The sequence below is a fragment of the Streptomyces sediminimaris genome, from assembly GCF_047049295.1.
GTDB classification, from domain to species: Bacteria; Actinomycetota; Actinomycetes; order Streptomycetales; family Streptomycetaceae; genus Streptomyces; species Streptomyces sediminimaris.
Map to the genome: position 1 here is coordinate 7899658 of NZ_JBJWOT010000001.1, position 12609 is coordinate 7912266.

Sequence of the window (12609 nt, forward strand, 5' to 3'; positions counted from 1 at the left end):
CGCCGTCGGTCGCGGGGGCCCGTCACGGGAACGTCGTCAGCTTCGACGGGACGGTGTCCGTCCCCGATGTCGGTGCGCCGGTGTCGTTGACGACGTGGGCGTACTGGCCCTTGCCGCCCAGGGAGATCACGAGCACGTCGTGCAGCCTCACCCCGGCGGTGACCGGGACCTGGAAGCCGTGTGCCTGGACGATCGACGGGTCGGCGGTGTAGTTGCAGTAGCTGCCGAGCCCCCACGCCTCGTGCTGGGTCACGGTGTCGGCGACCTTGTAGGCCGCGTACCCGACGATGCCGTCATGGGTGATGGCAGCGGCGTTCGGGGCGTCGTAGGCCTTCTCGTTCTGGAAGAAGATCGTGCGGCCGCGTTCGCCGCTCCACAGCACGTCGTACTTGTTGAAGTGCTCCACGAACAGCCCCGTGGCCAGCACGTCGTCGCCGTTGACGCGCAGGCCGTAGTCGGCGCGGTTGGTGTCCCAGCCGACGCCGCTGCCGTGGTCGGCCCGCCACAGCCAGGTGTGGTCGATGACCACGTCGTCGCTGTTGACGACGACGGAGTTGGTGGCGAGCCCGGGGCCCGCCCCGCCGATACGGACGAACACGTCCTGCATGGTGGTCGGGTCGGCGGAGTGGTCGGCGCTCGCACCGGGCGGCCCGATCCGCAGCAGTGTGTCGGAGTTGACGGAGCCCGCGTCGATGAGGAAGCCGGCCAGGCGCACGCCGTCGACGTCGGCCACGTGCATGGCGTCGATGCCGTTGTCCGGCACGAGCGTGGCCAGGCCCAGTCCGAGCACCACGGTGTCGGGGCGCGTGACGTCGATGGTCTGGTCGAGGTGGTAGATGCCGGGCGTGAACAGGAGGTTGAGCCCCTGGGACAGCGCCTGGTTGATGGTGGCCGCGGTGGCGCCGGGTTTGACGACGTAGAACTGGTCCAGGGGGAGCGAGGTGCCGGCGTTCGCCGGCCAGGAGACACCGCGCGCGTTGGTGCGCTTGGCGGGGACGAAGACCTTGTAGGTGTTGCCGTCGAGGTAGAGGAACGGCTTCTCGCGGGAGACCGGCGTGGTGTCGAGGGTGGTGTACGGGCCCGAGTCGAAGTTGGTTGCCGGAGCGCCCTGGACTCCGGTGAACGTCATGTTCCACACGCCGTTGGTCCAGCCGCCGACCGAACTGTCGCGGGTGTACCACTGCTGCTGCGAGTACGGTCCGACGGTGCCGTCGATCTTCGAGTCGGCGATGTAGCCGCCGGAGGCCCATCCGTAGCCGTTGGGGGCGAGGTTGAGGCCGCCCTGGACATGGATGCGGCGGAAGGGCGCCGCCTGCGCCACGGCCCAGCGGTCGGTGCCGTTCGACGGCCTGATCGCGAGGTTCTCCGCCGAACGCCAGAAGTTCTGTGTGGCGTTGCCGTTGAACCAGCCCGCGTCGACGGTGACGTCACCGTTGATCTGGGTGTCGTCGGGGTTGAGGCCGAGTCCGGAGATCGAGGTGTAGAAGCCGATCTGGGCGTTGATGCCGTTGTAGGTGCCGGGCTTGAGCAGGAACTGGTAGCGGCCGGTGCCGAACTGGGCCGACTCCTGCTTGGCGAAGACGTCGTCGAACTTCTGCTGGAGACCGGGGGTGCCGGGGTCGACGACGATGACGTTCGGCCCGAGGTCGCCGCCGCCCTGGACCGGGGGAGTGCTGCCACCGGATCCGGTGTGGACGGCCACCTCCCACAGGGAGTAGCCGTAACCCGTGGCGCGGACCGTGCCGTTGATGCGGACGTAGCGGCCGGATCCGCTCACGTCGTAGGAGGCGGTGCCCCCGCTCGCACCGGTGACGCTCCGCAGCGTGGTCCAGTTCTGGCCGTCGGTCGAGGCCTGGATCTGGAACTCCTTGGCGTAGGCGGCCTCCCAGGTCAGGTCGACCCTGCACAGGTTCCTGACCGAGCCGAGGTCGACCCGCACCCACTGCGGGTCGGAGGCCTGGCTGGACCAGCGGGTGCCGGTGTCGCCGTCGAAGGCGGCGGAGGCGGGGGTGCCCGCGTTCTCCGTGGAGGAGGCCGTGGCGGGCCTGCCCTGCGCGGCGTTCGCCGGGTCGCAGGAGGAGGTGCCGGTGCCGGAGGCGCCGAAGACCTGGAACTCCCAGAGGGAGTAGCCCCATTGGGTGCCCCGGTGGATGCCGTACATCCGCACGTAGCGGCCCTGCCCCGAGACGTCGAGGCTGTCGGTGCCGCCGTCGCCGCCGGTGACGGAGGTCAGGTCGGTCCAGGTGCTGCCGTCGGTGGAGGCCTGGATCTTGTAGTCCTTGCCGTAGGCGGTCTCCCAGTCGAGGACGACCTTCGAGATCGTGGCCGTGGTGCCGAGGTCGACCTGGAGCCACTGCGGGTCGGCGGCGGCCGACGACCAGCGGGTGCCGGTATCGCCGTCGACGGCGTCGGCGGCCGGTGTTCCGGCGTTCTCGTCGGAGGAGGACGTCGCCGTTCTGCCCTGGGACAGCGGGAGTTCGGCCGCGGTGGCCGGCCGGGGAGCGGGAAGGGCGAGCAGCGCCGCCATGGCGGCAAGCGCGACGCCCACGGATCTGAGTCTCATGGAGGTCCCTGCGGGTGCGATGGAAGGGGCACGAGAGGGCGCCGACGGCAGGCGGGGATGACACGCCAGGTCGCTGCCACGGCGCTTAGTTCACGTCTTGATTTAACTGATGACTTCCAAGTTTGGGCAAGCCTTCGGAAGTTGAAATCTTTCCCGGTCCGCTTCTGCCGGGTCCCTTGACATCTTGATGACATGCCCTCAACACTCCTCGACGGGAGAGCGCTCTCCCATGTGTCGCCCCGCCACCGCCCCCTGACAGCGACTGCACTGACGTCCGCTCAGCTGACGCGGCGTCATGACGGGGTGGCGTGCCGGTGACGGGGCACACCCCCTGCCCACCCCCACAGCTCAGGAGGAGGTCTCCATGCCACGGAGATCGAAAGGCCTGTCAGCCACCCTGATCACCGGCGCACTCCTGCTGGCCTCGGTCGGTGCGGGCGGTGTCGCCCACGGTGCCGGAGTACCCGCACCGCACGGCGCCGCCGCGCAGGCCCCTGCGGCCACCCGCTCCGGGCACGCGACGGCGGCGTCCGTCACCACCTCTCCGGAGGACCCGGACGGCGACGGGTACATCCCCGTCGTCCCCGCGGTCACCGGCGTCACGCCGTCCACGCAGGACCCGCCCCACCGCTACTTCCACGAGTTCCAGGCCAACTGCTCGGTCACCCGCACCGCGACGGACGACCCGATCGTCTACCCGCAGCAACCGGGCAGGTCCCACGACCACACCTTCCTGGGCAACACGACGACCGACGCCTACAGCACGACGGCCTCGCTGGAGGCCGGCGCCACCGGCTGCAAGGCTCCCGGAGACCTCTCCGCCTACTGGATGCCCACCCTCTACAACGGCGACCAGCGCATCCTCCCGGTGGGCCCGCAGGTCATCTACTACAAGGCGGGCGTCACCGACTACACCAGCGTCCGGCCCTTCCCCAAGGGCCTGCGGTTCATCGTCGGCAGCCCGATGCAGAGCGCCGACGAGTTCCGTCACCACCCCGGCTTCGTCGAGGGCTGGGAGTGCGGCGACAGCTACTTCAACACCGAGTTCCCCGCGACCTGCCCGGACCGGGCCGACGTCCAGCTCAACATCCGCTTCCAGGCGCCCAGTTGCTGGGACGGCAGGTACCTCGACACCCCCGACCACAGGAGCCACATGGCCTACCCGGTGGTCAAGCCGGGCACGAACGACAACGTCTGCCCGGCCGACCACCCGGTGGCGCTGCCGATGATCGAGTTCAAGATGGCCTTCCCCGTCAACGGCGACATGTCGAAGGTGCGGCTCGCCAGCGGACCGGGCCACACCTTCCACTACGACTTCTTCAACGCCTGGGACGACCCCACGCTCAAGGCGCTGGTCGACCACTGCATCGTCGGCGGGCTGCAGTGCGACGCGCGCGGCTACGACCAGACCCACCCGGAGGCGGGCGCGGCACTCGACGAGAACTACGAACTCCCCTGAGGAGCCTCAGCGATGACCCCACGACCCCGCACCCGCACCCGCCGCGCCGCGGCACCCCTCACCGCCGGCGTCCTGGCCGCCGGCCTCCTCACCGCACTGCCCGCCGCCCGGGCCCACGCCGCCGGCAGCGTCGTCAGGGTCACCGGAGGCCAGGGCTCCTGGCAGCTGACGGTGGACGGGCGGCCGTACGAGATCAAGGGCCTGACCTGGGGCCCGAGCGTGGCGGACGCCGAGAAGTACATGCCGGACCTGCGGTCCATGGGCGTCAACACGATCCGCACCTGGGGCACCGACGCCACCAGCAAGCCCCTGTTCGACTCCGCGGCCGCCCACGGCATCAAGGTCGTCGCCGGTTTCTGGCTGCAGCCCGGCGGCGGCCCCGGCAGCGGAGGCTGCGTCGACTACGTGACCGACACCGCCTACAAGAACCAGGTGCTCGACGAGTTCCCCAAGTGGGTCCAGACGTACAAGGACAGCCCGGGCGTGCTCATGTGGGACGTCGGCAACGAGTCCGTCCTCGGCCTGCAGAACTGCTACAGCGGCGACGAACTGGAGAGACAGCGCGACGCCTACACCACCCTCGTCAACGACATCGCCGAGAAGATCCACGCGGTGGACCCCGACCACCCGGTCACCTCGACCGACGCCTGGGTGGGGGCCTGGCCGTACTACAAGAGGAACGCGCCGGATCTCGACCTGTACGCCGTCAATGCCTACAACGCGGTCTGCGACATCAAGTCCGCCTGGGAGAAGGGCGGTTACACCAAGCCCTACATCGTCACCGAGACCGGACCGCCCGGCGAGTGGGAGGTCCCGGACGACGCCGACGGCGTACCGCTCGAACCCTCCGACCAGGCGAAGGCCGACGGCTACACCCGCGCCTGGAACTGCGTCACCGGCCACAAGGGCGTCGCCCTCGGCGCCACGATGTTCCACTACGGCACCGAGTACGACTTCGGCGGCATCTGGTTCAACCTCCTGCCCGCGGGCCAGAGGCGGCTGTCCTACTACGCGGTGAAGAGGGCCTACGGCGGCGACACCACGCACGACAACACCCCGCCCGTCGTCTCCGACCCGGGCGTGGCGGGCGACGCGGGCAGGGTGCCGGCCGGAGGCGACCTCGTCGTATCGGTGAAGGCCACCGATCCCGACGGCGACCGGATCTCCTACGAGGTCCTCGACAACAGCATGTACATCGACCAGAGCAAGAACCTGACCTCGCTGCCCTTCACCGACCTCGGCGGCGGCCGCCTGCGGGTCACCGCGCCCGACCGCCCCGGCGTCTGGAAGATCTACGTCAAGGCCACCGACGGCCGGGGCAACGTCGGTGTCGGGACCCGCTCGATCCGGGTGGTCCCGCCCGTGCCGTCCGGCACCGACCTGGCCCGGGGCAGGCCGGCCACCGCCTCGTCCTTCCAGGCGAGTTACGGCGACTGCCCCTGCACCGCCGCCGACGCGGTGGACGGGAACCCGGCCACCCGCTGGGCCAGCGACTGGAGCGACCCCCAGTGGCTCCAGGTCGACCTCGGCACCCGCACCACCTTCCGGCACGTCCAGCTGTACTGGGAGGCCTCGTACGCGAAGGCGTACACCATCCAGACCTCCGACGACGGCCGGAACTGGCAGACCGTGCACACGGTGACCGGCGGCAACGGCGGCATCGACGACTTCGACGTCACCGGGACAGGCCGGTACGTGCGGGTCGACGGCACCGCGCGGGGGACCGGCTGGGGGTACTCGCTGTACGAGTTCGGCGTCTACTCCTGACGGGTGCCGACGGCCGCCCCGCTGTCGGAGAGCGCTCTACTGCGTGATCCACGGGTCCGTTAGGGTGCCTGCATGCGCAGACGGGCCCCGACGCTGGAGGACGTCGCCCGGGAGGCCGGTGTCTCGCGGGCGACCGTGTCCCGGGTCGTCAACGGCATCCGCAACGTGGATCCGGAGATACAGCAACTGGTCCGTCGGGCCATCGAGCGGACGGGTTACGCGCCCAACCGGGCTGCCCGTTCCCTGGTGACCCGGCGGGCCGAGACCGTCGCCCTGGTGGTGTCCGGCGCGGGGGACACCTCGGACGTCGGCCAGAACGCCTTCGCCGCGCGGGTGTTCGCGGACCCCTTCTTCGGGCGCGTGGTCGGTGGCGTCGTCGGCTTCCTGCGCCCCCGCTCCATGCACCCCGTGCTGATGTTCGCCGAGTCCGCCGGGGCCCGCGAGGAGGTCCTCACCTACCTGCGGCAGGGACGCGCCGACGGTGCCCTCGTGGTCTCCACCCACGCCGACGACCCACTGCCCGCCCTCCTCGCCGAGGCCCGGCTCCCGGCGGTGCTCTTCGCCCGCCCCTCGCCTCCCGTTCCGCTCAGCTACGTCGACCTGGCGCACCGGGACGGAGCACGTCTCGCCGCCGAGCACCTGCTCGGCCGCGGCTGCCGCCGGCCGGCCACCATCTGCGGCCCCCTGGACGTCCCGGCGAGCCGGGAGCGGCTGGCCGGGTTCCACGACGCGCTCGCCCGCCGCGGCCACTCCTCCGTTCCTCTCGCCGAGGGCGGTTTCACCGTCGAGAGCGGCAGCGCGGCCATGTCGGACCTGCTGGACCGCCACCCCGACACGGACGGCGTGTTCGCGGCCAACGACCTCATGGCCCAGGGCGCCTGCCAGGTGCTGGTCGGGCGCGGCCGCCGGGTGCCCGAGGACGTGGCGGTCGTCGGCTTCGACGACTCCAGCATCGCCGTCACCTGCCACCCCCGGCTGACCACCGTCCGCCAGCCCGTCGAGGAGATGGCTGCGGAGATGGCCCGCCTCCTCGACGAGCACATCCACGGCGCACGCACCGACGCCACGTCGGTCGTCTTCGAGCCCGAACTCGTGGTGCGCGAGTCGGCCTGAGGGCATGGGCCGGTCCGCAGCGCGACTGCGTCAAGGACGAGAAACAAGGGACGAGGGAACAAGGGACGGGGGACAAGGGGCGCACGGGGCACGGGGCCAAGGGGCAGGAGTCGAGGGCCCGTTGTCAGCCGGCGTCCTGCGGTCGCTTGCTGGAAGGCTCGTCGTGGCCGGTTTCCTGCCGCTGCCGGCCAGGCTCCTGCCGCAGGCCGGCGAGTTCGCCGAGAGCACCGTCGATACGCCCGATCTCCCAGAGCAGATACAGGCTCGCCCCGGCGAACGGTATCCATGTGCCCCACCGGAGGAGGCGAACCACGAGATACAACAGACCGGCCAGGACCACGAACTTGACCAGGATCTCGGGTGTCCGGCTGTACTCGCCGACGACGCGCCGTCCGCGACCACGGGTCCGCTGCAGGCTCGATCTCATGACCATCCCCCTGTGCCGTGGCAGGCATCCACTCTCTGACCACTCCGTACGTGTCACCGACCTGCCACCTCGTTCCTTCGATCCTAGGCGCCGGGCGCGTCACCCAGAACGGACCCAGCGCCGGCGCTTCCTCGAGTTTTCAACCAATGGCCTGCCGTGCGAAGTACAGTGCTGGTGCGGCGTCTTGACCCCAGTCTGCTGATGTGGGCAGGTTTCGGCCACTTCACGCCATCAAGGTCCCGCGGAGAAAGGGGCGTATCGTGGGCGCCTACCTGTGTCCTCCCGCTGTGGTGCACGGCGAACACGCCGTGCGGACCGACCAGATCCTGGCCGAGGTGCGAAGCAGACACCCCCGGGCGCCGTGGCTGCCGCGGATCGACGGCATCGCCGCCAGCACGGGGATCACCTCCCGCGGGTGGATGCTGCCATTGGAGGCAGCCGCCGCTCCCGGCAGCGGAAGCGGCCTGCGGACACCGGGTGCCGGCCCGGCCCGTGACGCACTGGCCCGGAGCGGGTTCAGCGACGCGGAGGTGGACCGGGCCATCGCGGCACTGGAGGCGATCCCCGCGCCGCAGACCATCCAGGAGCGCACCGCTCCGGCCTGGGCCGCCGTGCAGACGTACGCCGAGCGCGCGGCCCGCGAGGCCCTCGGCATCGCGGGGCTGGAGACCGCCGACGTCGACTGCCTGATCACGAGTCACTCCACCACACCGGCCCTGCCGGGGCTGGACCTCTCGCTGTTCAACCGGCTCCCGCTGCGCAGCGACGTCCTGCTGCTGCCGGCCAGCCAGTGGGCCTGCATCGCCGGGACCCGGTCGTTGGCGCTGGCGGCCGACCTGGTCGCCGTGGACCCCGACCGGGTGGTGCTGGTGGTGATATCGGAGGCGCTGAGCACCACCTACCAGCCCGCCGACGAGACCCTCGAATCCCTCATCGTGCGCCTGCTGTTCGCGGACACCGCCGTCGCCGCCGTGGTCACCGGCCGCCCCCGGCCGGAGTCGGTCCTGCGGCTGGACGCCACCTGGCACCACACCCTCGCCGGCACCTCGGACCTGCACCGGCTGGACACCCGGGCCGACGGCACGCACTTCGTGATGGACCGTCGGGGGCCGCGCGCCGTGCAGGAGACGGTCACCGCGATGTGGTCCTGGCTGCGCACGCGCCACGAGAACGACGAGTGTCCCTGGCACCCCGATCTGCTGCTCGCCCATCCCGGTGGGACCCGGGTGATGGAGTACATGGAACAGACGATGCCCGACGGGTGGCCGGCAGGGCTCCTGGACCACAGCCGGGACAGCTACACCACCGGCAACCGCGGCGGCGCGGCCGTGCTCGACATCCTGCGGCGCGCGTACGACGCGGGCCAGAAGACGGGCAGCCGTACCGTGCTGTATGCGGCCGCTCCCGGGCTGACGGCCACCGCCGTCGAGGGGGAGTGGCTGTGACGGCCGCTGCCTCGGCCGCCGGCGGCTCGAGTCCGCCGCCCTTGCCGCCCGCAGGGGCCCTATAGCTCCAGCTCCGCCCAGACGGCCTTGCCGGTACTGGTCCACCGCACCCCCCAGCGGGTGGTGAGCTTGTGGATGACGTGCAGGCCACGGCCGTGGTCGTCGAGCAACTCGGCGCGGCGCAGGCGCGGGCGGCCGTTGCCGGTGTCGGCGACCTCGCATGTCAGACGGCCTCCGGCCCTGACCAGCCGCACGGTGACGGGCTCGGCGCCGAAGAGGACGGCGTTGGTGACGAGTTCGCTGATCACCAGCAGCGCACTGTCCCGCGCCTGGTCACCGGTGTGCCACCGCCGCAGGACGGAAGAGACCAGCGCGCGGGCGCGGGCGGCGGCGTCTTCGCGGGCGGGCAGCTCCCACCTCGCGGCGTCCCGGCCGCGGCGGCCGGTCATCCGGGCGAGCAGCAGGGTCACGTCGTCGCGCAGGCGACCCTGCGGGGCCAGCTCGGCGACCACGCGGCGTGCGGTGCTCTGCAGATCGTCCCAGGGATGCACCTGACGCACCACGTCCGTCAGCCTGCTGATGCCGTCGTCGATGGAGGTCTCCGGATCCTCCACGAGGCCATCGGTGTACAGGGCGAGGACCGAGCCCGGTGGCGCGGCGAACTCCTGTACGTCGAACGGCTCCCGCACGGCGAACTCGGCTCCCAGGCCCGGGTGCAGCTGTGCCGTGACGGCCGTGGCGGACCCGTCGGGGCGGACGAGGACCGGGGGCAGATGGCCCGCGTTGGACATCACGACCCGGTGGTCGACCGGATCGTAGACCGCGATGCAGCACGTCGAGCCCAGCGCGCTGTAGCCGGCCGCCAGGCCCGCGTCCGTGTCGTCCAGGAGCGTGACCGTCTCGTCCAGTCGCTCCAGCACCTCCCCGGGGCCCAGCCCCGCCGACAGCAGGGCCCGCGCCTCCATGCTCAGCTGTCCCATGGCCGCCGCGGCCCCCAGGCCGTGTCCTACGACGTCGCCGACCACCAGCGCGGTGCGGTCACCCGGCAGCGGAAAACTGTTCACCCAGTCGCCGCCGACGCCCGCACTGTCCGGGGTGGTGGGCAGGTAGACGCTGGCGACCTCGATGGTGTCGCTGCCGGCCCGCGGCAGCAGCCGGCGCTGCAACGCCAGGACCTGGGCGTGCTCACGCTGATGCTGACGGGCCAGGTCCACGTGACGGGCGGTCTTGGCCACGAGTTCCTGCAGATCGAGCAGCTCGCTGTCGCGGAAGGGGCGCTCCGGTCGCCGCCAGACCTCCGTCACGCCCAGCACGATGGGGCCGGGCGCGCCCTCCGGTCCCTCCACGACCAGCGGTACGCATGCCACGGTCGCCGGCCTGCTGCCGGGTACCAGCGCGCGCACCAGCAGCGGATCGCCGAGCACCCGCTCGATCGCCGCACGGTCGGGAATGACGGTGGCCCGGGGCATGTCGTCGCGCGTGACCGCACCGACCAGCAGGCGGCTCGCCTCGAGGGGGAGGTTGTCCCCGCACGTCAGATAGCCCGCGGGCCAGGCCCGGTCCGGAACCAGCGCCGCCCGCCGCAGCCGGATGCGCTCGTGCGTCTGTTCGGTGACGGCCTCGCCCGTCCACACGGCGAAATCGAGGTCCACGGCTGCCACGTCCCCCCAGGCCAGCAGGGACTGGGCCAGCGACTGCGCGGTCTCCCCGATGTCCAACGACGTCCCGATCGCGGCCGCCGAGGCGTACAGGTGCAGCCGCTTGGCCATGGCGATCAGGGACACCGTCAGACCTCCCTGCGGTGTCGCGGCCGGCAGGATGCTCATCGAGACCACCAGCTCCGTGCCGTCGTCCCGCCGCAGGCGCTGGACGCGGGCGACGTGTGCCTCCCGCGTCTCGAGGACGTTGCGCAACCGCTGGGTGACCGTCGGTACATCCCCGGGGGGCAGCAGCTCGGCGAAGGCGGCCCCCGTCGCGGCCCTCACCCCCGCGAACGCAGCGGCGGCCAGATTGCTGCTGGTGATCCTCAGATCCGGGTCGAGACTGACCACGCCGAGGATCTGTTCCTGCCCGCCGCCCTGGCGGTTCTCGCCCTCGGGCCCCTGGGCGCGGTTCTCGCCCTGTGCGGCGGCAGCGCCCGAGTCCTCCGCGGCTCCGCCCCGGGGGATGTAGTTCGCCAGGGCGCCGCTGACCATGTCGAACGGTGAGGAGGACGAAGAGGAGGGTGTGGGGTCCATCGCAGCTCACCCAGTTCGCTGACTCCGGCGCACGCCGGAGAGCCATTCCCGAGTACGTGCGACGGAGCCCCGAGATCCCTGACCGCACCACTCCTGGATAGCACAAACGTCGCCTTCACCGTAGAGGTAAAGGGATGGCAAAGTCGGAACGCGTGCGTTCGGCGGCGGTGCCGCCGGCTCCCGCGGCGGTGTTCCGGCGGCGGGTGTCGCCCGGCCGGGGACGGTGGTCGGCGGTGGTTCCACCCGCGTCCCGGCGGCCCGCCGGCGGGGTCACGGCCTACGGACGGAGTGCCAGGTCGCGCTGATACCAGGTGCCCGGCTTGCCGCCGAGGTCGGACGGCTCGGCCGGACCGACCGGCACGAAACCGGCCTTGGCCAGCACCCTCTGGGAGGCGACGTTGCCACGGGCGGTGGCCGCCCTCAGCGTGTGCAGCCCGTGCCGCCGCGGCGCGATCCGGCACATCTCCCGGACGGTCGCCGTCGCCACCCCGTGGCCTGCGACGTGCTGCGCCACCCGGTAGCCGAGGTCCGCGGTTCCGTTCTCGATGTCGTACAGATTGAACCGCCCCAGAACCGAGCCGTCCTCGTCGACGAGCACGTAGAAGGCGCAGTCGCCGGCCTCCTGCTCGGCCAGCAGGGCACTGTGGCGGTCGGCGAAGTGGTCGAAGTACGCGTCACCGCGGTCGGAGACCGACGCGGCGAAGTAGGCGCGGTTCGCCAGTTCGAAGGCCAGTACCGCAGGGGCGTGACCTGCATCCAGTCGTTTCAGCTCGGGCACCGTCCAACCTTAGCCGCAACACCCGGTCCGGCTGCCGGGCCGCCCACGGGGCCGGTGACCCGTCACCACGGGATGCCGGGCGCGTGGGACAGGGACACCAGGAACCAGAGCACCAGGGGGAGAAGGACCAGCAGCACGACCGCTGCCAGGACCTTCGCCCAAGCGGCGGTCTTTCCTCTGCTCCCGGTGCTTCCGGTGCTCTCGGTGCTCTCGGTCGGCATGGTGGGCATCCTCCTGCTCGTCCTTGTGACGGAAACCCGGGTCCGGGCGGTGGTACTACACAGGAGTGTGGCCCTCCAGATAGACACGTGCGGTTTCCGGGATCCCGGCATCGACGGCCTCCGCGATCGGAGCCCAGCGGAATTCCTCCGAAGAGAGCCGCGCGTCGCCCGAGGGCGCTTCGCTCAGCAGCTGGCACACCACGGTCCGGCGTGCGTCCCCCGGGGCGGCCTTCGCCGGTCGCAGAAGCGTCGTGCCGTCGACGAGGTAACCGGTGAGTTCGTACACCGCGCGCGCCGCCGTGGCCTGCGCCGGTTCGGCGGGTTCGGGATCGCCCGAGGGCAGCTTCCAGGCGCCCTGCGCCTTCACCAGCAGCACCCGGCCGTCGTACTCGACGACCGCGTCCACCCCGGCTTCGGCAGCCTGTTCCACGGTCATGGACCAGCCATCCCTTCCTGTTCGTCCGCGGGTCGGCCTGCCCCGTGCCCCGAATCCCTCGTTTCCTACCCGGCGTCCACCGGTTCACGCGGCGCGGTGGCTCGGTGGCCGTCGGCAGTGCCCGTGGGGACCGCCCGCTCGAGAAGCCCCAGGTGGTGGCCTT

The 12609-nt window shown here is 71.4% G+C and carries 10 protein-coding genes; 4 read left to right on the forward strand and 6 right to left on the reverse strand.

Translation table 11 applies throughout. From position 1 onward, the window contains the following. Positions 1-22 precede the first annotated feature (22 nt). Positions 23-2563: a pectate lyase-like domain-containing protein gene (locus ACJ9NR_RS36195; protein ID WP_412492523.1), complete on the reverse strand. Its 2541-nt coding sequence runs from the start codon at positions 2561-2563 to the stop codon at positions 23-25. 364 nt (positions 2564-2927) lie between these two features. On the opposite strand from ACJ9NR_RS36195, the gene ACJ9NR_RS36200 reads away from it, so the two are divergent. The 3 genes from ACJ9NR_RS36200 to ACJ9NR_RS36210 all read left to right on the forward strand — a co-directional run bounded on the left by ACJ9NR_RS36200 (position 2928) and on the right by ACJ9NR_RS36210 (position 6902). Next, positions 2928-4022, forward strand: a complete 1095-nt coding sequence (locus ACJ9NR_RS36200; RefSeq protein ID WP_412492524.1) for a DUF1996 domain-containing protein — start codon at positions 2928-2930, stop codon at positions 4020-4022. A 12-nt stretch (positions 4023-4034) separates the two neighbouring features. Continuing rightward, positions 4035-5789 (forward strand): discoidin domain-containing protein, encoded by a 1755-nt coding sequence (locus tag ACJ9NR_RS36205; RefSeq protein WP_412492525.1) that lies wholly within the window; start codon positions 4035-4037, stop codon positions 5787-5789. Positions 5790-5861: 72 nt separating this feature from the next. Beyond that, positions 5862-6902: a LacI family DNA-binding transcriptional regulator gene (locus ACJ9NR_RS36210; RefSeq protein WP_412492526.1), complete on the forward strand. Its 1041-nt coding sequence runs from the start codon at positions 5862-5864 to the stop codon at positions 6900-6902. Between the two features lie 124 nt (positions 6903-7026). Here the strand turns inward: ACJ9NR_RS36210 and ACJ9NR_RS36215 are convergent, their stop codons facing one another. Then, the gene (locus ACJ9NR_RS36215; protein ID WP_412492527.1) at positions 7027-7329 is read right to left on the reverse strand and encodes a hypothetical protein; all 303 of its coding nucleotides are present in this window, start codon (positions 7327-7329) and stop codon (positions 7027-7029) included. 260 nt (positions 7330-7589) lie between these two features. On the opposite strand from ACJ9NR_RS36215, the gene ACJ9NR_RS36220 reads away from it, so the two are divergent. Further along, entirely contained in the window at positions 7590-8774 is a 1185-nt protein-coding gene (locus ACJ9NR_RS36220) for a beta-ketoacyl-[acyl-carrier-protein] synthase family protein (protein ID WP_412492528.1), read from the forward strand. Positions 8775-8833: 59 nt separating this feature from the next. On the opposite strand, the gene ACJ9NR_RS36225 is transcribed toward ACJ9NR_RS36220, so the two are convergent. The 4 genes from ACJ9NR_RS36225 to ACJ9NR_RS36240 form a co-directional block, all read right to left on the reverse strand. Then, complete coding sequence (locus ACJ9NR_RS36225; protein ID WP_412492529.1) at positions 8834-11011, reverse strand: SpoIIE family protein phosphatase; 2178 nt, start codon at positions 11009-11011, stop codon at positions 8834-8836. A 277-nt stretch (positions 11012-11288) separates the two neighbouring features. Then, positions 11289-11789 (reverse strand): GNAT family N-acetyltransferase, encoded by a 501-nt coding sequence (locus ACJ9NR_RS36230; protein ID WP_412492530.1) that lies wholly within the window; start codon positions 11787-11789, stop codon positions 11289-11291. Between the two features lie 62 nt (positions 11790-11851). Continuing rightward, positions 11852-12010, reverse strand: a complete 159-nt coding sequence (locus ACJ9NR_RS36235; protein ID WP_412492531.1) for a hypothetical protein — start codon at positions 12008-12010, stop codon at positions 11852-11854. Positions 12011-12065: 55 nt separating this feature from the next. Continuing rightward, positions 12066-12446 carry an NUDIX domain-containing protein gene (locus tag ACJ9NR_RS36240; protein ID WP_412492532.1) on the reverse strand — a complete coding sequence of 127 codons (381 nt, stop codon included), beginning with the start codon at positions 12444-12446 and terminating at the stop codon, positions 12066-12068. Positions 12447-12609: the final 163 nt, after the last annotated feature.

Coding starts and splice junctions, on each gene's coding strand:
- ACJ9NR_RS36205 (WP_412492525.1), top strand. CDS start 4,035: ATGACCCCACGACCCCGCACCCGCACCCGCCGCGCCGCGGCACCCCTC.
- ACJ9NR_RS36225 (WP_412492529.1), bottom strand. CDS start 11,011: ATGGACCCCACACCCTCCTCTTCGTCCTCCTCACCGTTCGACATGGTC.
- ACJ9NR_RS36235 (WP_412492531.1), bottom strand. CDS start 12,010: ATGCCGACCGAGAGCACCGAGAGCACCGGAAGCACCGGGAGCAGAGGA.
- ACJ9NR_RS36200 (WP_412492524.1), top strand. CDS start 2,928: ATGCCACGGAGATCGAAAGGCCTGTCAGCCACCCTGATCACCGGCGCA.
- ACJ9NR_RS36210 (WP_412492526.1), top strand. CDS start 5,862: ATGCGCAGACGGGCCCCGACGCTGGAGGACGTCGCCCGGGAGGCCGGT.
- ACJ9NR_RS36195 (WP_412492523.1), bottom strand. CDS start 2,563: ATGAGACTCAGATCCGTGGGCGTCGCGCTTGCCGCCATGGCGGCGCTG.
- ACJ9NR_RS36240 (WP_412492532.1), bottom strand. CDS start 12,446: ATGACCGTGGAACAGGCTGCCGAAGCCGGGGTGGACGCGGTCGTCGAG.
- ACJ9NR_RS36215 (WP_412492527.1), bottom strand. CDS start 7,329: ATGAGATCGAGCCTGCAGCGGACCCGTGGTCGCGGACGGCGCGTCGTC.